This is a genomic window from Salmonella sp. NW1250 (assembly GCF_051812965.1).
GTDB lineage: Bacteria > Pseudomonadota > Gammaproteobacteria > Enterobacterales > Enterobacteriaceae > Salmonella > Salmonella enterica.
The window spans coordinates 458,087-479,466 of the sequence record NZ_JAMNDD010000002.1; the positions used below are offsets into that span (position 1 = coordinate 458,087).

Below are 21,380 nucleotides of genomic sequence, written 5' to 3' on the forward strand. Positions count from 1 at the left end.
AATACAGTATAAACTGGTTTTTTATACAGTAAAGAGGCTAACGTAAAATTAGAATAATTTTTTTGACCAGCCGAGTTTTGTGCTTAATATATTGAAATAGCTGTAGTCTTTGGGATGTATCAGGTTGAGATGGTAGTCGCAGCGGCGAATCAGCACATCTTCTCCTTCCTGAATAGGCAGGGCTATCTGGCTGTCGCAGCTAATTTCCAGATCGCTACGGCGGTGCGAAAAACGCAGACGAATCGTGCTACTGCTGTTAATGACTAACGGGCGCGCCGACAAGGTATGCGGGAACATCGGCACCAGGGTGATGGCATCCAGTGAAGGGGTCAGAATAGGGCCGCCTGCGGAGAGCGAATAGGCGGTGGAGCCGGTCGGCGTAGAAATGATCAGACCATCAGATCTCTGTGAAAAAGCGAAGGTTTCATCAATATAAACCTCGAATTCGATCATATGCGCCACTTTTCCCGGATGCAGCACCACTTCATTAATGGCTGTGCTGATACGTTTCTGGCGGTCCTGTTGGCAGACCTGCGCTTCCAGCAGAAAACGTTTTTCGGAGATATAGCGCCCTTCCAGCACATCCGATAATTGTTGCAGGGCGTTGTCCGGATCGAGATCGGTCAGGAAGCCAAGATTACCGCGGTTAATGCCAATCACATTGATGTCATAACGCGCCAGCGTACGCGCTGCGCCAAGCATATTGCCGTCGCCGCCCACGACTACCGCCAGATCCGCCTGTTGACCAATTTCCGCCAGCGTGCCGGTTGGCACATTTTTTAGCTGTAATTCGTGGGCGATTTGTTGCTCCACAATGACCTCATAACCCTGATCGCATAGCCAACGGTAGAGCATTTCATGTGTCGTGAGTGCGGTGGGATGACGCGGATGCCCCACAATGCCGATACACTTGAAATGATTATTCATTTTTCTGAGGTCCTTGTAGCGAAGATTGATGACAATGTGAGTACTTCCCTTGAAACCCTGAATCTGATCCCCATAATAAGCGAAGTTAGCGAGATGAATGCGAAAAAAAACGCGGAGAAATTCATGAGTAGTAAAGAACAGAAAACGCCTGAGGGGCAAGCCCCGGAAGAAATTATCATGGATCAGCACGAAGAGGTTGAGGCAGTTGAACCAAACGATTCTGCTGAGCAGGTGGATCCGCGCGATGAAAAAATTGCGAATCTGGAAGTTCAGCTTGCAGAAGCCCAGACTCGCGAACGCGACACCGTGTTGCGCATCAAAGCGGAAATGGAAAACCTGCGCCGTCGTACTGAACAGGATATCGAAAAAGCGCATAAATTCGCTCTCGAGAAGTTCGTCAACGAATTGCTGCCGGTCATCGATAGCCTGGATCGCGCGCTGGAAGTCGCAGACAAAGCCAATCCGGATATGGCGGCAATGGTCGAAGGGATTGAGCTGACGCTGAAGTCTATGCTGGATGTGGTGCGTAAGTTCGGCGTGGAAGTGATTGCTGAGACCAACGTGCCGCTGGACCCGAACGTGCATCAGGCGATTGCGATGGTGGAGTCGGAAGAGGTTCCGGCAGGCAATGTGCTGGGTATTATGCAGAAAGGCTATACGCTGAACGGTCGTACCATTCGCGCGGCGATGGTGACGGTAGCGAAGGCGAAGTAAAAGTCTGATGGCCGATGTAAAGTCGGCCATTTTTTTAGCTTAAAAAATCCTGCACTTCCAGCCACGGCGTGTTGAAGTCCTCTATTTTTTTATATTCGCTCATTGGCAGAACGACCACATTATAGGTGTCAGATCCTTCATTCAGATCAAAAATCTGGAAGCCCCTCTTATTGAGTTCGGTCTGGATGCGTTCAAAGATCTCGTCAAGGTAACGGTCCCCGGCTTCACAGACATCGGAGATTTCATCCTCTTGGGTTATTTCGACAAGAAGATTTCTTAATTCCTCAGAATCCGTCAGGTTTTTTGTGAGTTCATAAAAGCGATCTGCGGCAAAATTAGCCAGTTCGCCTTCTTCATCTTCACCTTTCCAGTCAACGAGGTGAATAAATCCTTCGCCGCGTAGAACTTGTAAAAATGCCTGTGCCAGCTCGTTATTTCCGAGATCGCCACCGCTACAATCCAGGACGTCCTGCAACCCATATTCGTCTTCATCTTCGTCTTCAAAGATTTCAGGTTGCGTCGAAAGTTGAGAGAAAATAGTGGGCCATAAGGTTGGGTTGTGCGATAAAAAAACGTTGGCGACGACGTTGAGGTCGTCTGCAAAATTCTTATCCCATTCAATTACATAATCTTCTGACATAACATCAATATCCTTTCTGAATGCCTGAAAAGACATTATTGCATTGTTAAGTAAATGGCAGGAATTGATGGAATCTTAAAAGACGGCGATAAAAAAGGCGAACCGGAGTTCGCCATTGGGTTACTCCGCCACACTCTCGCGCAGCGGCTTTACCGGTACAACCTTTACCTGCTTAATCATATTTTCCTGTACATCGAGAATATCGATATCGTACTGCTCAATGCGCACGCGCGTGCCAGCAACCGGAATTTCCTCCAGCGCCTCCAGAATCACCCCGTTGACGGTGCGCGCGTCATCTTCCGGCAGGTGCCAGTTAAACGCTTTATTGATTTCCCGGACGTTGGCGGTACCGTCAATAATGACCGAACCGTCGTTTTGCGGTGTGACCTCTTCCGCCAGTGTCGGCGACATCGATGTGGTGAAGTCGCCAACGATCTCCTCGAGAATATCTTCAACGGTGACCAGCCCCTGGATATCGCCATATTCGTTGACGACCAGTCCGACTTTCTTTTTATTGCGCTGAAATTTAACCAGTTGCGTACTAAGCGGCGTACCTTCCGGGACGTAATAGATTTCATCGGCGGCGCGCAGCATCATCTCTTTGGTGAACTCTTTTTTCTCGGCCATTAACCGCCAGGCTTCACGCACGCGCAGCATACTGATGGCGTCATCCAGCGAATCGCGATAGAGCACAATGCGTCCGTGCGGCGAGTGGGTGAGCTGCCGCTCGATAGACTTCCAGTCGTCATTGATATCGATCCCGATAATTTCATTACGCGGCACCATGATGTCATCCACGCTGACCTTTTCCAGGTCGAGAACCGACAGCAGCATATCCTGATTGCGGCGAGAGATTTGCGAACGGGATTCATGCACGATAGTGCGTAATTCCTCTTTGCTTAACGACCCGCTGACCACGATGTCCGTTTTAATTCCCATCAGACGCATCAGCAGGCGGGTGATGGTGTTAAGTAACCACACCAGCGGCATCATCAGTATCTGTAACGGCGCCAGCAGGAAGCTGCTGGGATAGGCCACTTTTTCCGGATAGAGCGCGGCGATAGTCTTGGGCAGGACTTCGGCAAAAACTAACACGACAAACGTCAGTACCCCGGTGGCGATAGCCACGCCAGCGTCGCCGTAAAGCCGCATACCCACAATCGTGCCGAGCGCCGAGGCAAGAATGTTGACCAGGTTATTGCCGATCAGCACCAGGCTTATCAGTCGGTCGGGTTTACGCAGTAATTTTTCTACCCGTTTTGCCGAGCGATTACCTTGCTTCGCCATATGGCGTAAACGGTAACGGTTTAGCGTCATCATTCCAGTTTCGGAACCGGAAAAATAGGCCGAGATGACCACCATGATGATTAATATGATAATCAGCGTGGTGGTGGAGATGTGTTCCAGGGGAAACTCCTTTAAAAGCTTAGCTTACAAATTGCTGTAATATGCGGCTACCAAAATAGGCCAGCGTCAGAATACCCGCGCCTGCGACGTTAAACCACACGACCCGCCGACCCCGCCAGCCTTCATGGTAATGCCCCCACAGCAGAACGATATAGACAAACCATGCCACGATAGAGAGCACGGCTTTATCAATATTTTCAGTACTGAACAGGTTATGCATGTAAAACAGGCCGGTACACAGAGTAAGGGTCAGCAGTACGACGCCAATCTGCGTGATATGAAACATTTTGCGCTCAATGCTCATCAATGGCGGCATTTCATTACTAAACGCCAGCTTTTTGTTCTTCAACTGATAGTCGATCCACGCCAGCTGTAGCGCATACAGCGCGGCGATTATCAGCGTCGCGTAAGAGAAAAGCGACAGACCGATGTGCACCATCATGCCTGGGGTCGCTTCCAGATGCGTAATATATTCATTAGGCATGAATGTGGCGAAGGCCAGGTTAATCAGCGCAAAAGCATAGACAATGGGCAGAAGTAACCAGCCGCGATTACGCGACGCGACAATGGTCATCACCGTGCAGATCATCAGGCTGACCAGCGAACCGACATTCAGCAGGCTCAGGTTTTGTCCACTGTCGCCGCCGGGCAGAATACGCGATTCCAGCGCGACAGCATGGCACACCAGCGCGATGACCGCAGAAAGAATAGCCATACGCCGCCAGCCGCTGTTTTTTTGCAACAGTCCGGGAACGATCAGCGCGAGGCTGAAGGAGTAGGCGACAAGGGCAAGTAAAGCAAAAACGGGCATAGTTGTGTCGACAGTTGACCAGTGAGAAAGAGAAGCAGTATAGCGTTACGTGACCGCAGCTCCAACCGTTGCATAACAACAAAGACGGCTTCATGGTATACTGTGGCGAAATTCTGTAACTGTGTCGCTGCGGCGACCAACCGTTTCCACCCCAGGCGAGAGACAATGTTTGATAATTTAACCGATCGTTTGTCGCGCACGCTGCGCAATATCAGTGGCCGTGGGCGCCTTACTGAAGACAACGTTAAAGAGACGCTGCGCGAAGTGCGCATGGCGCTGCTGGAGGCTGACGTTGCGCTGCCGGTAGTGCGTGAGTTCATCAATCGCGTAAAAGAGAAAGCGGTTGGTCATGAAGTTAACAAGAGCCTGACCCCAGGGCAGGAGTTCGTCAAGATTGTCCGTAGCGAACTGGTTGCGGCAATGGGCGAAGAAAACCAGACCCTGAATCTGGCTGCGCAGCCGCCAGCCGTAGTATTGATGGCGGGTCTGCAGGGGGCGGGTAAAACCACCAGCGTCGGTAAGTTGGGTAAATTCTTGCGCGAGAAGCACAAGAAGAAAGTGCTGGTCGTCTCTGCCGACGTCTATCGCCCGGCGGCGATCAAACAGCTCGAAACGCTGGCTGAGCAGGTTGGCGTGGATTTCTTCCCGTCTGATGTCGGCCAGAAACCGGTTGATATCGTCAACGCCGCGCTGAAAGAAGCGAAGCTCAAATTCTACGACGTGCTGCTGGTGGATACCGCCGGTCGTCTGCACGTTGACGAAGCGATGATGGACGAAATCAAACAGGTCCACGCTTCTATCAAGCCAGTAGAAACGCTGTTTGTCGTCGATGCGATGACCGGTCAGGATGCGGCGAATACCGCAAAAGCCTTTAACGAAGCGCTGCCGTTAACCGGTGTGGTGCTGACCAAAGTTGATGGTGATGCTCGTGGCGGTGCGGCGCTCTCTATTCGTCATATCACCGGCAAGCCGATTAAATTCCTCGGTGTCGGCGAGAAAACCGACGCGCTGGAGCCGTTCCACCCGGATCGTATCGCCTCGCGTATTCTCGGCATGGGCGACGTACTGTCTCTTATCGAAGATATCGAAAGCAAAGTTGACCGCGCACAGGCTGAGAAGCTGGCGACCAAACTGAAGAAAGGCGACGGTTTCGACCTGAACGACTTCCTGGAACAGCTCAAACAGATGAAAAACATGGGCGGTATGGCCAGTCTGATGGGCAAATTACCGGGCATGGGGCAGATTCCGGACAACGTTAAATCGCAGATGGATGACAAGGTGCTGGTGCGTATGGAAGCGATCATCAATTCGATGACGCTGAAAGAGCGCGCGAAGCCGGAAATCATCAAAGGTTCCCGCAAGCGTCGTATCGCGCAGGGCTGTGGGATGCAGGTGCAGGACGTTAACCGCCTTCTGAAACAGTTCGACGACATGCAGCGCATGATGAAGAAGATGAAGAAGGGCGGGATGGCGAAGATGATGCGGAGTATGAAGGGGATGATGCCGCCAGGCTTCCCTGGCCGCTAATTTCCCGGCCTGGCTCACTTGCTACTTCGGCACCGGGGTGTGCTCGCCATCCTCACGTACTGCGTGTACGCTGCGGTGGCTGCGCGCACGCCGGCACCGAACTCGCTGCGCCGCCGACGGCCTTCTACAGCAGAGTTATTAACTGTTGATTGCTTTTTTCCCAGAAATCAGTAAAATTTTCGGGCTTTTAATATGACGCCGGGCTCCGTTCCTCGATGGGGCCCGGTTGTTTTATTCACACAAGAGGATGTTATGGTAACTATTCGTTTAGCTCGTCACGGCGCTAAAAAGCGTCCGTTCTACCAGGTTGTTGTCACCGACAGCCGTAATGCACGCAACGGTCGCTTCATTGAGCGCGTTGGTTTCTTCAACCCAATCGCTAGCGAAAAAGAAGAAGGCACCCGCCTGGATCTGGATCGCATCGCTCACTGGGTTGGCCAGGGCGCAACCATTTCCGATCGCGTTGCGGCGCTGATCAAAGAAGTAAAAAAAGCAGCTTAATCTGTCACGGTGGTCATGATGAGCAAGCAACTCGCCGCACAAGTACCCGCTGAACCGGTTGTACTGGGGAAAATGGGTTCTTCATACGGTATCCGTGGTTGGCTCAGAGTGTTTTCCTCCACTGAAGACGCCGAAAGCATTTTTGACTATCAGCCCTGGTTTATCCAGAAGGCGGGTCAGTGGCAGCAGGTACAGCTGGAAAGCTGGAAGCACCACAATCAGGATCTGATCATCAAGCTGAAAGGCGTTGACGATCGAGATGCAGCGAATCTTCTGACCAATTGCGAAATTGTCGTGGATTCCTCGCAACTTCCTGCGCTTGAGGAGGGAGACTACTACTGGAAAGACCTGATGGGCTGCCAGGTAGTCACCGCTGAAGGCTACGATCTCGGTAAAGTTATCGACATGATGGAAACCGGGTCGAATGACGTTCTCGTCATTAAGGCGAACCTGAAAGATGCATTTGGTATCAAGGAACGACTAGTACCGTTCCTCGATGGGCAGGTTATCAAGAAAGTCGATCTCGCTACTCGTACTATCGAAGTAGACTGGGATCCTGGTTTTTAAACCACCGAATAAACGGTAATAAATGGCGTTATGGGGATTGGCTTGTGTTTATTGGCATCGTTAGCCTGTTTCCTGAAATGTTCCGCGCAATTACCGATTACGGGGTAACTGGCCGGGCAGTAAAAAAAGGCCTGCTGAACATCCAAAGCTGGAGTCCTCGCGACTTCACGCATGACCGGCACCGTACCGTGGACGATCGTCCTTACGGCGGCGGACCGGGGATGTTAATGATGGTGCAACCCTTGCGGGACGCCATTCACGCAGCAAAAGCCGCGGCAGGTGAAGGCGCTAAAGTGATTTATCTGTCGCCTCAGGGACGCAAGCTTGATCAAGCGGGCGTTAGCGAGCTGGCCACGAATCAGAAACTTATTCTGGTGTGTGGTCGCTACGAAGGCGTAGATGAGCGCGTAATTCAGACCGAAATTGACGAAGAATGGTCAATTGGCGATTACGTTCTCAGCGGTGGCGAACTACCGGCAATGACGCTGATTGACTCCGTCGCCCGGTTTATACCGGGAGTTCTGGGGCATGAAGCATCAGCAATCGAAGATTCGTTTGCTGATGGGTTGCTGGATTGTCCGCACTATACGCGCCCTGAAGTGTTAGAGGGGATGGAAGTACCGCCAGTATTGCTGTCGGGAAACCATGCCGAGATACGTCGCTGGCGTTTGAAACAGTCGCTGGGCCGAACCTGGCTTAGAAGACCTGAACTTCTGGAAAACCTGGCTCTGACTGAAGAGCAAGCAAGGTTGCTGGCGGAGTTCAAAACAGAACACGCACAACAGCAGCATAAACATGATGGGATGGCATAGGCCCCCGAATATCAGTTTACCCAGGATAAGAGATTAAATTATGAGCAACATTATTAAGCAACTTGAACAAGAGCAGATGAAGCAGAACGTACCTTCCTTCCGTCCGGGCGATACCGTGGAAGTGAAAGTATGGGTTGTTGAAGGTACCAAGAAACGTCTGCAGGCATTCGAGGGCGTGGTTATCGCTATTCGTAACCGCGGTCTGCACTCTGCATTCACTGTTCGTAAAATTTCCAACGGCGAAGGCGTTGAGCGTGTCTTCCAGACTCACTCTCCGGTAGTTGACAGCATTGCTGTTAAACGTCGTGGTGCTGTTCGTAAAGCTAAACTGTACTACCTGCGTGAGCGTACTGGTAAAGCGGCTCGTATCAAAGAGCGTCTTAACTAAGAACGCGCTTTCGCAACATCCGAAAGCTTGTAGAAAAGAAGGGGCTGGCATTACGCTGGCCCCTTTTTTATGGGTTTGCTCCACGCCATAGACGGTTGCATGATTAGTCCGGGTCTGTGGTCTCAACGCTGAGTCAGAAACGGCCAGGCCCGTTCCTTAATTTAGCGAGCGTTCCGCACGCCGGTGTTTAGCCTGATACATATTTCGATCGGCCAGTTCTTGTAGTTTTTCGGCAGTGGCATGTTCCCATGTCAGCGCAAAGCCAATACTCAGGGTCATCGTTATCCGCTGGCCGTTATGCAGTTCAAAAGGTCGATTAAACGCCTGGGATAGCGCTGCGCAAATACGTTGTACTTCATATTCCGAATGTACATCGTAAAGCACCATCGCAAATTCATCGCCGCCGAGTCGGTAAGTCTGATAACGGCTACCACCGAATTCCGCTAATCTTTTGGCAACCTCTATAAGTACGCGGTCGCCTGCCGCATGTCCCCAGGTATCATTAATATATTTAAAGTTATCGCCATCCAGAAATAACAATGCCGAACTGCTACGAGCGGAATTGTCCTTCATCAGCGCGTTAATACAGCTGCGAAATGCCGCGCGATTGGCAAGCCCCGTCAGCGGATCGTGCAGCGCGGTACGTAGTAACTGGGCATTTTTAGCCTGAAGCCGTAGCTGCCATTCTTCCATCTCATCCAGAAGGCTATTGAAATCCTGCGCAAACAGGTGAAATTCCGCAATACGCTCATCAGGTACCCGGCGTGAAAAATTTCGGTTAGTGCGAACGTCGTGTACAACTTCAGTAATATTTTGCAGCGCATCCACAACGCCATTGTGTAAATAACGCGTGAGCAGCAGGGCAATGCCGGATGCCAGCAGAATACATCCTGTCAGCACTGCCAGCGATAGCCAGATAAAATGACCAATAAGGCTGTCGCGGGCGACAAGCCGTACTTCGCCGATGGCCCTGCCGTTGTGCCAGACGGGTTGTGATACCGGCAATGGAAAAAGCCAGTGGCTAATTAAGCCAATGAGCTTATCGTCTGCGGCTCGCGCATCATAGCGCCATGAGGCGATAGTACGGCCATTTTTATCGCGGACCTCCGCCGCTGAAAATTGTCCCTGGCGTCCCAGTGTGGCGAGCGTTTCCGCTGCGGCCGCGTTATCGGAAAATACCAGTGCCGCTTCAAGGCTATGGGCCATTGTGGCGGCGGTCAAATCGAGATTCTTTTGCGCATACTGTTTGAGTGTAAGGACAGACGCAACGCAAATTAATAGCCAGATCAATGTCATTGTAAGCAGCACGCTGATTATACTAATCCGCCGTAGTGTGCGTTTAAATGTTGGCCTGGACAGAGAAAATTCCTTATTCATGCTTTTGATTCCGTGCAAGCATTAATACTTCTGGATTTACTCTCACGCCGCTATGCGAGAGGGAGTCCAGGTTGACGGAAAATTTGACTTCATCATTGTTAATGATCAGACAAAATGCGCTGCCAATAATACATTCGGTATTTTGCTCGGCAATTAATAACAAGGCATTAACTGGATAATGACGCGTTAACTCCACCTGATAAGCTGGCGATTCATTGCCAAAGTAAAAACCATCACAGCGGGCGCTCAGGGCTTCTTGTGTGGTACGGATGACAAGCGGTTGATAAGGGAAAGCCCAGTCAGCCTCTTCGCTAAGTACCCTGACAAAACGCGCAGATGAAAATATGCATAGCCTTGGCGGCCCGGATAACGCTGGCCAGTGTGTATAACTGACGATACCGGAGACGATGGCGCGTACGGATTTCTCTTCTTCCGTGACGCGTTGAGCATACAGAGGCAAGCTTGCTAATAATAGCGATAACAGAAGGATAAATCGGTGAGAAAAACGCATTAACAAGTCCCCACCATCTTCAGTCGTAAAGCATTAAAATACATCCGTGATTGTTTGTAGCAAAATAACATTATTTTGCCATATCGTCATTATTTCTTATTGATAATATGAATAATTTAAATGGCATCCCTAATATTAAATTCTTGTGATAATGGTATTAATCACCCTATATCAGAAAGTAAAAATATGTGTGCGGAGAAAAAATAATCAAAAAATAGCGAGCATCGCTCATTTTACCGCTTTTCTGAGGCTGGGAATAAAATAATTCACTTGTTGTGTAAAGTTTTTGATACGAAATGAAGGGGTTTAATCGACGATTGCGCATGGTGTAAAGTTTATTTTACGTAATATGGATTGAAATCTTTACTTTTTGTGGTATGGTTTAAACATCCTCGTGGAGGATCAACTATCGCAAACAAGAAAAGACAGGATCGCCATCATGCAAAAAGACGCGCTGAATAACGTACGTATCACCGATGAACAGGTATTAATGACGCCGGAGCAGCTTAAAGCGGCCTTTCCGTTGAGCCTGGCGCAGGAAGCGCAGATAGCGCAGTCCCGGGGGATCATTTCTGACATTATTGCCGGGCGCGATCCGCGTCTGTTGGTGGTATGCGGTCCTTGTTCTATTCACGATCCTGAAACCGCTCTGGAATATGCCCGTCGATTTAAAGCCCTTGCCGCAGAGGTCAGCGATAGCCTCTATCTGGTAATGCGCGTCTATTTTGAAAAGCCGCGGACTACCGTCGGCTGGAAAGGGCTGATTAACGATCCTCACATGGATGGCTCATTTGATGTGGAAGCCGGGTTGAAAATAGCGCGTCAGCTACTGGTGGAACTGGTGAATATGGGGTTGCCATTGGCGACCGAAGCGTTGGATCCGAACAGCCCGCAATACCTGGGCGATCTGTTTAGCTGGTCGGCGATAGGCGCGCGCACAACCGAATCGCAAACCCACCGCGAAATGGCGTCTGGTCTTTCTATGCCGGTCGGCTTTAAAAACGGCACGGATGGCAGCCTGGCGACAGCGATTAACGCCATGCGCGCCGCTGCGCAACCTCATCGTTTTGTTGGCATTAACCAGGCCGGTCAGGTTGCGTTATTGCAAACCCAGGGAAATCCGCATGGTCATGTGATTCTGCGTGGCGGCAAAGCGCCAAACTATAGCCCGGCAGATGTCGCTCAGTGTGAAAAAGAGATGGAACAGGCGGGACTACGTCCTTCGCTGATGGTAGATTGCAGTCATGGTAACTCCAATAAAAATTATCGCCGCCAGCCAGCCGTTGCCGAATCTGTGGTTGCGCAGATTAAAGATGGCAATCGTTCAATCATTGGCTTAATGATTGAAAGTAATATTCATGAGGGTAATCAGTCTTCCGAGCAGCCGCGCAGCGAAATGAAGTATGGCGTTTCCGTCACCGATGCTTGTATTAGCTGGGAGATGACCGATGCCCTGTTACGTGAAATTCATAAAGATTTGAGCGGCCAGCTGGCGGTGCGCGTCGCATAAGAGGTTGTTATGGTTGCTGAATTGACCGCGTTACGCGATCAAATAGATGATGTCGATAAAGCGTTGTTGAATTTACTGGCTAAGCGCCTGGAACTGGTTGCCAAAGTCGGCGAGGTGAAAAGCCGTTTTGGCCTGCCTATTTACGTGCCGGAGCGTGAGGCCTCTATGCTGGCTTCACGACGGGCGGAAGCAGAAGCGATCGGTGTCCCGCCCGATCTCATTGAAGATGTCCTGCGCCGGGTAATGCGTGAATCTTACTCCAGCGAAAATGATAAGGGGTTCAAAACGCTTTGTCCTTCTCTGCGTCCGGTCGTCATTGTGGGCGGCGGCGGACAGATGGGGCGTCTGTTTGAAAAAATGCTCACGCTGTCGGGCTATCAGGTCCGTATTCTGGAACAACAGGACTGGCCGCGCGCCAGGGACATTGTCGCCGATGCCGGAATGGTGATCGTCAGCGTGCCGATTCATGTTACTGAACAGGTCATAGCGCAACTGCCGCCCCTGCCGTCCGACTGTATTCTGGTCGATCTGGCATCGGTGAAAAGCGGTCCGTTGCAGGCAATGTTGGCGGCCCATGATGGCCCCGTGTTGGGCTTGCATCCGATGTTTGGTCCGGACAGCGGGAGCCTGGCGAAGCAGGTGGTGGTCTGGTGTGACGGGCGTCAACCGGAAGCGTATCAGTGGTTCCTTGAGCAAATCCAGGTGTGGGGCGCGCGGTTGCATCGAATTAGCGCTGTCGAGCACGATCAGAACATGGCTTTTATCCAGGCGTTGCGCCACTTTGCTACCTTCGCTTATGGGCTGCATCTGGCGGAAGAGAACGTCCAGCTTGAGCAGCTTCTGGCGCTATCATCGCCGATTTATCGACTGGAGCTGGCGATGGTCGGGCGTCTGTTCGCCCAGGACCCGCAGCTGTATGCGGACATTATTATGTCGTCGGAGCGCAATCTGGCGCTTATCAAGCGTTACTATAAACGTTTTGGCGATGCGATCGGGTTACTGGAACAGGGTGATAAGCAGGCTTTTATCGACAGTTTTCGCAAAGTTGAACACTGGTTTGGCGATTATGCCAGACGCTTCCAGAATGAAAGCCGTGTGTTATTGCGTCAGGCGAATGACAGCCGACCATAACGATGACATCTATACTAAAAGCCAGCTTTGCTGGCTTTTTTCGTTTAAGGAACCGTTATGACTACGCCGCACGTTTTATTTGATTATGTCGGACATCTACCAGAATGCCCCACATGGAGCGAGGATGAAAGCGCGCTGTATTGGACCGATATCCTGGAACAGGAGATCCATCGTTACCATCCGGCGAGCGGGACGCATAGCGTGCTGGCGTTTCCGGAAGAGGTGGGCTGTTTTGCCTTGCGTGAGCAGGGCGGATTTATTGTGGCCATGCGTCATGCTATCTGGCTGGCCGATAAAAATGGATTATTGCAGCGTAAGGTTTGCGACAATCCCTCTAATACGAAACTGGCGCGTTTCAACGATGGCGGCACTGATGGCGATGGACGTTTTTATGCCGGAACGTTCTGGGCGCCAGGTGACTATAATGGCGCGTTGCTGATGCGGATCGATCATGACCTGACGGCAAAAGTGATCCAGTGCGATATCCAGGGACACAACGGCCTGGCGTTCAGCCCGAATAACCAGTGGATGTATACCTCCGATACGCCGAATGGCGTGATATACCGCACGTTACTTGATAAGCATGGCGAACCGGGCAAGCGTGAACTTTTTCGCCATTTTGGCGAAGGAGAAGGACTTCCCGACGGCGCGGCGATGGATAGCGAAGGGTGCTACTGGAGCGCGATGTTTGACGGCTGGCGCGTGGCGCGTTTCTCACCGCAAGGAGAGCAGCTGGAAGAGTACCGGTTGCCGGTACGTTGTCCGACGATGGTTTGCTTTGGCGGCGCAGATATGAAAACGCTGTTTATTACAACTACCAGAGAAAATATGTCTGCTCAGGAAGTGGCGGATTATCCGCTCTCCGGCGCCATCTTCACCCTGCAGGTAGCCGTCGCAGGGATGAAGAAAAGCCGTTTTATTGAACGTCAGGCAGGTTCTACCGGCACGACGTTTTCGCTGGGATAGCAGCCAAGCACTTTCATTGAGCGCGTGATCTCGCCCAGCTCTTTTAGCGCGCTTTGCATTACCTGCGACTCCAGGTTCGCCTGAATATCGAGATAAAACATCTCTTCCCACGGATTGCCGTGAATGGGGCGCGACTCCAGTTTCGTCATGATGAGATTGTGGTTACGCAGCACCAGCAGCGCTTCGACCAGCGCGCCAGCTTGCTGCCCGGTGGCTATTAACAGAGTGGTTTTTGCCGGAACCTGATCGGAAACATTAATGGCTTTGCGCGCCAGTACCAGAAAGCGGGTGATATTCTGCGTCTGGTTTGCGGCGATGCGTTCCAGCACCTGTAAACCGTGCAACATGCCGCCTGCCTCGCTGCCGAGCGCCGCGACGCGCGGAGAGTTTGCCTGCGCGACTTTTTCCATCGCTGCCGACGTACTCTCGGTATAGTCGATTTTCCAGTGCGGATAGCGGCTCAAAAATTTACTGCACTGCTGAAACGGCTGCGGATGGCTGTACACCGTTTCGATGGTATTCAGATCCGTAGCGCCGGAAACCAGTACGCAGTGATCGATAGTGACGGTCATCTCACCGACAATCGACAGACTGGTGTGTTGCAATAAGTCGTACACATCGTTGATAGCGCCGGAGCTGGTGTTCTCTATCGGAACCACGGCGTAATCGGCCTGGCCGGTTTCGACCTGATGAAAAATATCGGTGAATTTTGCGCAACCGCTCTCAATAAATTGCTCAAAATGGCGTGCGGCATACTGGCGCGCCGCGAGATGAGAATAGGAGCCTTTCGGTCCAAGAAACGCAATACGTGCCGAATGAGGGTGAGTATTATTCAGATGTTGTTGCAGCAGCGCCTGCTGAGTAAGCACGGAGTCTTCAATGATAAGCTGGAACAGACGGGTAATGTAGTGTGCGTCGAGATGGTGGGCTTTACCGAGATGGATGAGCCTGTCCAGCAGCGCGCGTTCACGATCGATATCCCGAACCGGACGATGCGACAGTAGTTTTGCTTGTCCCACTTCAATCGCCAGCGCGCGTCGTTTTGCCAGTAAGGCCAGTAACTCTTCGTCTAAAGCGCTGATTTTATCTCGCAGCGCCAGTAATGGGTTTTCCGATGTCATAGTGTTGCCTTTTTTGTTATCAATAAAAAAGGCCTCCCGGTGGGGGAGGCCTTCTTGTTCGTCTTCGCATTCTTTATCACATGACGAAACGCCTCCCGGTCAGGGGAAGATAAAAAAGAATGCGAAGAAAAACCGGGTGAGCTTCATAACTGTTTCCTTTGTGTACGTAAGTACAGTACCCGTACTGTTTTAATCCTGTCAACAAAAAACGCGCCCGAAGGCGCGTTGGCGATACACTCAATGTAAGGGACTACTCTTCTTCTGCTTCGACGAAGCTGGCATCTTTCACCGATGCGGTGGCACGACGGGCTTCGCCTTTGTGCTGCACTTTATTGAGCTGCCGTTCCAGCTTGTTGATCAATTCATTAATAGCGGTGTACATATCTTCGTGTTTTGCGCTGGCGACCAGATGTCCGTTCGGTGTATTAATGGTGGCGTCAGCAATAAAGCCCTGTGGCTCTTTAGACAGAATGATATGAGGATTAATCAGGTGAGTTTGCCATTTTTCCAGTTTGGCGAGACGGTCTGCGACATGTTGGCGGATTGCCGGAGTAATTTCCATTTGTTTACTGGTAATGTTCATTGTCATAAATTTTACCTCTTGTCTTTCCCGTCTTGGTGATTCCAGCATACCGTTCTTAATGTCAAAATGTGTGATGTAAATCACATTATTTTGTCACTTTTTGTCAAGGCGAACTTTTTGTGAGGCATCGCAGGAAGAAGCGATCTTTTACTTGAGGAATGGCTGAAAGCAGGCCATATTTGACTGGATGCGTTGCAGTGAAATCATTTCTGTTGCATCAGATATCGAATAAAAAAACGGCAGCCGGAAGGCTGCCGTTTTGCTTGTCTGTATTGCTTCAGGTGTTTTTGCTGTTAGCAGCAATAATTTTCGCGACTTTGTCAGCCTGCGCATTCAGCTGCATCTGACGATAGGCGTTTTCCATCAGCGGCAACGCATCGCGCGTGGCCTGCGTATCAGGATAATTGCGTAGCATACCTTCTACCCGGTTTACGACCGCAACCCATGCGCCGCGCGCGGTATAGTACTCTGCGACGGAATATTCATATTTCGCCAGACGGTCTTTCAGGAATACCAGACGCTTAGTGGCGTCGGTGGTGTACTGGCTATTAGGATAGCTGCGTACCAGTTTCGAAAAGTCATTGAACGCCGCCCGCGCATGTTGCGGATCGCGATCGCTGCGATCGACGCCAAAGAAACCTTGCAGCGCGCTATCATCCAGCGCCATATTCGTCAGGCCGCGCATGTACATGACATAGTCAATATTAGGGTGCGTTGGATTAAGACGCATAAAACGATCGATAGCGGCCTGCGCTAGCGGCAAATCGGCGTTTTTGTAATAGGCGTAGATAAGATCCAACTGCACCTGCTGAGAATACGGTCCGAATGGATAACGATTATCTAACGCTTCCAATTGCGTTATTGCCTGTTTCCAGTTACCGTCCTGCAGCTTTTGCTGAGCAGTCGCGTAGATTTCATTCGGCGGATTATCGGGCACCTCTTCCTTTGAACCCGAGCAACCCGCCAGAAACAGGCTCAACGTGGCTGCTGCCACCAGATATTTCATGCGCGTCATGACGTTTTGACTTTCCTCAAAATGTTTTACGGGAGATTCTCTGTTCCTGCTCCCGGTTAAGACCAGCTACAATAGCACACTATATTAAACGGCAAAGCCGTAAAACCCAACGTTAAACGAAGAAGCTGTATATGGCACAACGAGTACAACTCACCGCAACGGTCTCCGAAAACCAACTCGGTCAACGCTTAGATCAGGCTTTGGCCGAAATGTTCCCGGATTATTCACGTTCGCGTATAAAAGAATGGATTTTGAATCAACGCGTGTTGGTCAATGGTCAACTTTGCGATAAGCCAAAAGAAAAAGTGTTAGGCGGCGAGCGGGTGGCTATTGATGCGGAGATCGACGAAGAGATTCGTTTTGAAGCGCAGGATATCCCGTTAGATATTGTTTATGAAGATGACGATATTCTGGTTATCAACAAACCACGCGATCTGGTGGTACATCCTGGCGCGGGTAACCCGGACGGTACGGTACTGAACGCGTTGCTACATTATTATCCGCCGATTGCGGATGTTCCGCGCGCGGGCATTGTGCATCGTCTGGATAAGGACACGACGGGGCTGATGGTGGTGGCCAAAACCGTTCCGGCGCAAACGCGCCTGGTGGAGTCTTTGCAGCTGCGCGAGATCACCCGCGAATATGAAGCGGTCGCGATCGGACATATGACGGCGGGAGGAACGGTGAATGAACCCATCAGTCGTCACCCGACCAAACGTACCCATATGTCGGTGCATCCTATGGGCAAACCGGCGGTGACCCACTACCGCATTATGGAACATTTCCGTGTGCACACGCGTCTTAGGTTGCGTCTGGAGACCGGGCGTACGCACCAGATCCGCGTGCATATGGCGCATATTACGCACCCGTTAGTGGGCGATCAGGTCTACGGTGGTCGTCCACGTCCACCGAAAGGCGCATCGGAAGAATTTATTTCCACGCTGCGTAAGTTTGACCGCCAGGCGCTGCATGCAACAATGCTGCGTCTCTACCATCCTGTATCGGGTATCGAAATGGAGTGGCACGCGCCGATTCCACAAGATATGGTGGACCTTATCGATGCGATGCGCGCTGATTTTGAAGATCATAAAGATGATGTGGACTGGTTATGAATGCACTGATTGTCCCGCAGTGGCCGCTGCCGAAAGGCGTCGCAGCCTGTAGTTCTACCCGTATTGGCGGGGTGAGTTTACCGCCTTACGACTCGCTGAATCTGGGCGCGCATTGCGGCGATAACCCGGAGCATGTTGAAGAGAACCGCAAGCGTCTGTTTGCGGCGGGCAATCTGCCTTCGAAACCTGTCTGGCTTGAACAGGTTCACGGTAAAAATGTATTGAGGCTTACCGGAGAACCTTATGCCTCCAAACGTGCGGATGCGTCTTACAGCAATACGCCAGGAACCGTCTGCGCGGTAATGACGGCAGACTGCCTGCCTGTGCTATTCTGTAACCGTGAGGGAACAGAAGTGGCGGCGGCTCATGCGGGCTGGCGCGGATTATGTGAAGGCGTACTGGAGGAAACTGTCACCTGCTTTGCTGACAAACCAGAAAATATCATCGCCTGGTTAGGTCCGGCGATCGGCCCGGCCGCGTTTGAAGTGGGGCCGGAAGTGCGTGACGCATTTTTAGCAAAAGATGCGCAAGCCGATAGCGCATTTTTGCCGCACGGGGAAAAATTTCTGGCGGATATTTATCAGCTTGCACGCCAACGTCTGGCGAATACCGGCGTTGAACATGTCTATGGCGGGGATCGCTGCACCTTTAGCGAAAGTGAGACTTTCTTCTCTTATCGTCGCGACAAGACGACAGGTCGTATGGCAAGTTTTATTTGGCTGATATAACCTAAAGAATCAAGACGATCCGGTACGGGTAACTTTCTTTTCACATAATTCAGGTCATTCACCTTGAATAATTGAGGGATGACCTCATTTAATCTCCAGTAGCAATTTTGACCTGTTATGGGAGGAGTTATGCGTCTGGATCGTCTTACTAACAAATTCCAGCTTGCTCTTGCCGATGCCCAGTCGCTCGCGCTGGGGCACGACAACCAATTCATCGAACCTCTTCATTTAATGAGCGCCTTGCTGAACCAGGAAGGGGGATCGATACGTCCTTTATTAACCTCCGCCGGCATTAATGCTGGCCAGTTGCGCACCGCTATCGATCAGGCGCTGAGCCGTTTACCGCAGGTGGAAGGCACCGGCGGCGACGTACAGCCTTCTTCGGAACTGGTACGCGTACTGAACCTTTGCGACAAGCTGGCGCAAAAACGGGGGGACAATTTTATTTCGTCAGAGCTGTTTGTTCTGGCGGCGCTTGAGTCTCGCGGCACGTTAACCGATCTGCTGAAATCAGCCGGTGCGACCACGGCCAATATTACTCAGGCAATTGAACAGATGCGCGGAGGTGAAAGCGTGAACGATCAAGGGGCTGAAGACCAACGTCAGGCCTTGAAAAAATATACCGTCGATCTGACCGAGCGGGCTGAACAAGGTAAGCTTGACCCGGTAATTGGTCGTGATGAAGAAATTCGCCGTACCATTCAGGTACTGCAACGTCGTACTAAAAACAACCCGGTGTTAATCGGTGAGCCAGGGGTCGGTAAAACGGCAATTGTTGAAGGACTGGCGCAGCGCATTATTAACGGTGAAGTCCCTGAAGGCTTAAAAGGTCGCCGCGTACTGGCGCTGGATATGGGCGCGCTGGTGGCCGGGGCGAAATATCGCGGCGAATTTGAAGAGCGTCTGAAAGGCGTGCTGAACGATCTGGCAAAACAGGAAGGCAACGTCATCCTGTTTATTGACGAGCTGCACACCATGGTTGGCGCAGGTAAGGCTGATGGCGCAATGGACGCCGGGAATATGCTGAAACCGGCGCTGGCGCGTGGTGAACTGCACTGTGTGGGCGCCACCACGCTGGATGAATACCGTCAGTACATTGAAAAAGACGCGGCGCTGGAACGTCGTTTTCAAAAAGTGTTTGTCGCAGAACCCTCAGTGGAAGACACCATCGCTATTCTGCGTGGCCTGAAAGAACGTTACGAGCTGCACCACCATGTGCAGATCACTGACCCGGCTATTGTGGCGGCGGCAACATTGTCTCACCGCTATATCGCCGACCGTCAGTTGCCGGATAAAGCTATCGACCTGATCGATGAGGCGGCATCCAGCATTCGTATGCAGATTGACTCTAAGCCGGAGGAGCTGGACAGGCTCGACCGCCGCATTATTCAGCTCAAACTGGAACAGCAGGCGTTGATGAAAGAGTCTGACGAGGCGAGTAAAAAACGTCTCGATATGCTCAACGAAGAACTGGACGACAAAGAGCGCCAGTATTCTGAGCTGGAAGAAGAGTGGAAAGCGGAAAAAGCGTCGCTCTCTGGTACGCAAACTATTAAAGCGGAGCTGGAGCAGGCGAAGATTGCCATCGAGCAGGCGCGTCGCGTTGGCGACCTGGCGCGAATGTCTGAACTGCAGTACGGCAAAATTCCGGAGCTGGAAAAACAGTTAGAAGCCGCGACCCAGTCGGAAGGTAAAACCATGCGTCTGTTACGTAACAAAGTAACGGATGCGGAAATTGCCGAAGTGCTGGCGCGCTGGACCGGTATTCCGGTTGCCAGAATGCTGGAAGGCGAACGTGAAAAACTGTTGCGTATGGAACAAGAGTTACACAGCCGTGTGATCGGGCAGAATGAAGCCGTTGAAGCAGTATCGAACGCCATACGTCGTAGCCGCGCGGGGCTGTCCGATCCGAACCGTCCGATTGGTTCCTTCCTGTTCTTGGGGCCGACGGGGGTCGGTAAAACCGAACTGTGTAAAGCGCTGGCTAACTTTATGTTCGACAGCGACGACGCGATGGTGCGTATCGACATGTCTGAGTTTATGGAGAAACACTCCGTGTCTCGTTTGGTCGGGGCGCCTCCGGGATATGTCGGCTATGAAGAAGGCGGTTATTTGACGGAAGCGGTACGCCGTCGTCCTTATTCCGTCATCTTGTTGGATGAAGTAGAAAAAGCGCATCCGGATGTATTCAACATTCTGTTGCAGGTGCTGGACGACGGTCGGCTGACTGACGGGCAGGGGAGAACGGTCGACTTCCGTAATACGGTGGTCATTATGACTTCTAACCTCGGTTCCGATCTCATTCAGGAGCGCTTTGGCGAACTGGATTACGGTCGAATGAAAGAGATGGTGCTGGGTGTGGTTAGCCAAAACTTCCGTCCGGAATTTATCAACCGTATTGATGAAGTTGTGGTATTCCATCCGTTAGGTGAGCAACACATCGCTTCTATTGCTCAGATCCAGCTGCAGCGTCTGTACAAACGTCTGGAAGAACGTGGTTATGAAATCCATATCTCCGACGAGGCGCTGAAACTGTTGAGCGCCAACGGTTACGATCCGGTCTATGGGGCGCGTCCGTTAAAACGTGCTATTCAACAGCAGATCGAAAACCCACTGGCGCAGCAAATCCTGTCTGGTGAACTGGTTCCTGGCAAAGTGATTCGCCTTGAAGCCAATGATGATCGTATTGTGGCAGTGCAGTAAGTCACAAATTTGAATAAAACGGGCCCTGACGGGCTCGTTTTTGTTTAAAAACCAGGCGAAAATAGGCTTTTGGTTCAAATGTTGTTTGAAAAGTGAACGGTTGAGCTTTTTTTTGCATTTAGGTCTTGTCAGGCTCTAATAACTCCCTATAATGCGCCACCACTGACACGGAACAACGGCATACAGGCCGCCGGGTCAGAAAGACTTCGTTAAGAAGTCTGTGAGGAAAGCGAAAATAAAGGCTTGACTCAAAAAGAGGAAAGCGTAATATACGCCACCTCGCAACGGTGAGCGAAAGCCGCGTTGCACTGCTCTTTAACAATTTATCA

General features: G+C 51.3%; 22 protein-coding genes and 1 other annotated feature. Of the genes, 12 read left to right on the top strand and 10 right to left on the bottom strand.

Annotated elements, in window-relative coordinates:
• Positions 1-48: 48 nt before the first annotated feature.
• On the bottom strand, positions 49-927 hold the full coding sequence (gene nadK / locus NBA72_RS05430; RefSeq protein ID WP_042948925.1) for an NAD(+) kinase: 879 nt from the start codon (positions 925-927) through the stop codon (positions 49-51).
• Between the two features lie 123 nt (positions 928-1,050).
• Here nadK and grpE point away from each other — a divergent pair, with 123 nt between their 5' ends.
• On the top strand, positions 1,051-1,641 hold the full coding sequence (gene grpE / locus NBA72_RS05435; RefSeq protein WP_001518875.1) for a nucleotide exchange factor GrpE: 591 nt from the start codon (positions 1,051-1,053) through the stop codon (positions 1,639-1,641).
• Positions 1,642-1,675: 34 nt separating this feature from the next.
• Here grpE and NBA72_RS05440 read toward each other — a convergent pair whose 3' ends face one another.
• The 3 genes from NBA72_RS05440 to NBA72_RS05450 all read right to left on the bottom strand — a co-directional run bounded on the left by NBA72_RS05440 (position 1,676) and on the right by NBA72_RS05450 (position 4,499).
• Positions 1,676-2,281 (bottom strand): DUF6630 family protein, encoded by a 606-nt coding sequence (locus NBA72_RS05440; protein ID WP_001287923.1) that lies wholly within the window; start codon positions 2,279-2,281, stop codon positions 1,676-1,678.
• Positions 2,282-2,401: 120 nt separating this feature from the next.
• Positions 2,402-3,688 carry an HlyC/CorC family transporter gene (locus NBA72_RS05445; RefSeq protein ID WP_137963478.1) on the bottom strand — a complete coding sequence of 429 codons (1,287 nt, stop codon included), beginning with the start codon at positions 3,686-3,688 and terminating at the stop codon, positions 2,402-2,404.
• A gap of 19 nt (positions 3,689-3,707) precedes the next feature.
• Positions 3,708-4,499, bottom strand: coding sequence for a cytochrome C assembly family protein (locus NBA72_RS05450; RefSeq protein ID WP_001537507.1), 792 nt, complete (start codon positions 4,497-4,499; stop codon positions 3,708-3,710).
• Positions 4,500-4,664: 165 nt separating this feature from the next.
• On the opposite strand from NBA72_RS05450, the gene ffh reads away from it, so the two are divergent.
• The 5 genes from ffh (at position 4,665) to rplS (ending at position 8,294) form a co-directional block, all read left to right on the top strand.
• Positions 4,665-6,026: a signal recognition particle protein gene (gene ffh, locus NBA72_RS05455; protein WP_000460052.1), complete on the top strand. Its 1,362-nt coding sequence runs from the start codon at positions 4,665-4,667 to the stop codon at positions 6,024-6,026.
• A gap of 252 nt (positions 6,027-6,278) precedes the next feature.
• Positions 6,279-6,527 (top strand): 30S ribosomal protein S16, encoded by a 249-nt coding sequence (rpsP, locus tag NBA72_RS05460; protein WP_000256453.1) that lies wholly within the window; start codon positions 6,279-6,281, stop codon positions 6,525-6,527.
• An 18-nt stretch (positions 6,528-6,545) separates the two neighbouring features.
• Positions 6,546-7,094 carry a ribosome maturation factor RimM gene (gene rimM / locus NBA72_RS05465; RefSeq protein ID WP_000043266.1) on the top strand — a complete coding sequence of 183 codons (549 nt, stop codon included), beginning with the start codon at positions 6,546-6,548 and terminating at the stop codon, positions 7,092-7,094.
• Positions 7,095-7,138: 44 nt separating this feature from the next.
• Complete coding sequence (trmD, locus tag NBA72_RS05470) at positions 7,139-7,906, top strand: tRNA (guanosine(37)-N1)-methyltransferase TrmD (protein ID WP_000469807.1); 768 nt, start codon at positions 7,139-7,141, stop codon at positions 7,904-7,906.
• Positions 7,907-7,946: 40 nt separating this feature from the next.
• Positions 7,947-8,294 carry a 50S ribosomal protein L19 gene (rplS, locus tag NBA72_RS05475; RefSeq protein ID WP_000065257.1) on the top strand — a complete coding sequence of 116 codons (348 nt, stop codon included), beginning with the start codon at positions 7,947-7,949 and terminating at the stop codon, positions 8,292-8,294.
• A gap of 156 nt (positions 8,295-8,450) precedes the next feature.
• Here rplS and dgcN read toward each other — a convergent pair whose 3' ends face one another.
• Both dgcN and NBA72_RS05485 read right to left on the bottom strand, forming a co-directional pair.
• Positions 8,451-9,671, bottom strand: a complete 1,221-nt coding sequence (gene dgcN / locus NBA72_RS05480; protein WP_001030985.1) for a diguanylate cyclase DgcN — start codon at positions 9,669-9,671, stop codon at positions 8,451-8,453.
• Complete coding sequence (locus tag NBA72_RS05485) at positions 9,664-10,182, bottom strand: YfiR family protein (RefSeq protein ID WP_001212379.1); 519 nt, start codon at positions 10,180-10,182, stop codon at positions 9,664-9,666. Before NBA72_RS05485 ends, dgcN begins: the two co-directional genes overlap by 8 nt.
• A 439-nt stretch (positions 10,183-10,621) precedes the next feature.
• On the opposite strand from NBA72_RS05485, the gene aroF reads away from it, so the two are divergent.
• The 3 genes from aroF to NBA72_RS05500 are packed head-to-tail and all read left to right on the top strand — an operon-like array spanning position 10,622 to position 13,789.
• Complete coding sequence (gene aroF, locus NBA72_RS05490; RefSeq protein ID WP_042948927.1) at positions 10,622-11,692, top strand: 3-deoxy-7-phosphoheptulonate synthase AroF; 1,071 nt, start codon at positions 10,622-10,624, stop codon at positions 11,690-11,692.
• 9 nt (positions 11,693-11,701) lie between these two features.
• Positions 11,702-12,823 carry a bifunctional chorismate mutase/prephenate dehydrogenase gene (gene tyrA, locus NBA72_RS05495; RefSeq protein ID WP_000225191.1) on the top strand — a complete coding sequence of 374 codons (1,122 nt, stop codon included), beginning with the start codon at positions 11,702-11,704 and terminating at the stop codon, positions 12,821-12,823.
• Between the two features lie 57 nt (positions 12,824-12,880).
• A complete protein-coding gene (locus NBA72_RS05500; protein WP_000210993.1) occupies positions 12,881-13,789 on the top strand; it encodes an SMP-30/gluconolactonase/LRE family protein in 909 nt (302 codons plus the stop codon).
• Here NBA72_RS05500 and pheA read toward each other — a convergent pair.
• From pheA to bamD, 4 genes are all read right to left on the bottom strand, one after another.
• Positions 13,750-14,910: a bifunctional chorismate mutase/prephenate dehydratase gene (pheA, locus tag NBA72_RS05505; protein WP_000200080.1), complete on the bottom strand. Its 1,161-nt coding sequence runs from the start codon at positions 14,908-14,910 to the stop codon at positions 13,750-13,752. The genes NBA72_RS05500 and pheA overlap by 40 nt on opposite strands.
• A gap of 22 nt (positions 14,911-14,932) precedes the next feature.
• Positions 14,933-15,058, bottom strand: a sequence feature (Phe leader region).
• Positions 15,010-15,057: a pheA operon leader peptide PheL gene (pheL, locus tag NBA72_RS05510; protein ID WP_010989056.1), complete on the bottom strand. Its 48-nt coding sequence runs from the start codon at positions 15,055-15,057 to the stop codon at positions 15,010-15,012. (Overlaps the previous feature by 48 nt.)
• A 102-nt stretch (positions 15,059-15,160) precedes the next feature.
• The gene (gene raiA, locus NBA72_RS05515) at positions 15,161-15,499 is read right to left on the bottom strand and encodes a ribosome-associated translation inhibitor RaiA (RefSeq protein WP_000178449.1); all 339 of its coding nucleotides are present in this window, start codon (positions 15,497-15,499) and stop codon (positions 15,161-15,163) included.
• Positions 15,500-15,770: 271 nt separating this feature from the next.
• Positions 15,771-16,508 carry an outer membrane protein assembly factor BamD gene (gene bamD / locus NBA72_RS05520; protein WP_000197660.1) on the bottom strand — a complete coding sequence of 246 codons (738 nt, stop codon included), beginning with the start codon at positions 16,506-16,508 and terminating at the stop codon, positions 15,771-15,773.
• A gap of 131 nt (positions 16,509-16,639) precedes the next feature.
• Here bamD and rluD point away from each other — a divergent pair, with 131 nt between their 5' ends.
• The 3 genes from rluD to clpB all read left to right on the top strand — a co-directional run bounded on the left by rluD (position 16,640) and on the right by clpB (position 21,051).
• Positions 16,640-17,620 (top strand): 23S rRNA pseudouridine(1911/1915/1917) synthase RluD, encoded by a 981-nt coding sequence (gene rluD / locus NBA72_RS05525; RefSeq protein ID WP_000079130.1) that lies wholly within the window; start codon positions 16,640-16,642, stop codon positions 17,618-17,620.
• On the top strand, positions 17,617-18,348 hold the full coding sequence (gene yfiH, locus NBA72_RS05530; protein ID WP_000992634.1) for a purine nucleoside phosphorylase YfiH: 732 nt from the start codon (positions 17,617-17,619) through the stop codon (positions 18,346-18,348). Before rluD ends, yfiH begins: the two co-directional genes overlap by 4 nt.
• A 129-nt stretch (positions 18,349-18,477) precedes the next feature.
• Positions 18,478-21,051 (top strand): ATP-dependent chaperone ClpB, encoded by a 2,574-nt coding sequence (clpB, locus tag NBA72_RS05535; RefSeq protein WP_001235092.1) that lies wholly within the window; start codon positions 18,478-18,480, stop codon positions 21,049-21,051.
• Positions 21,052-21,380 lie beyond the last annotated feature (329 nt).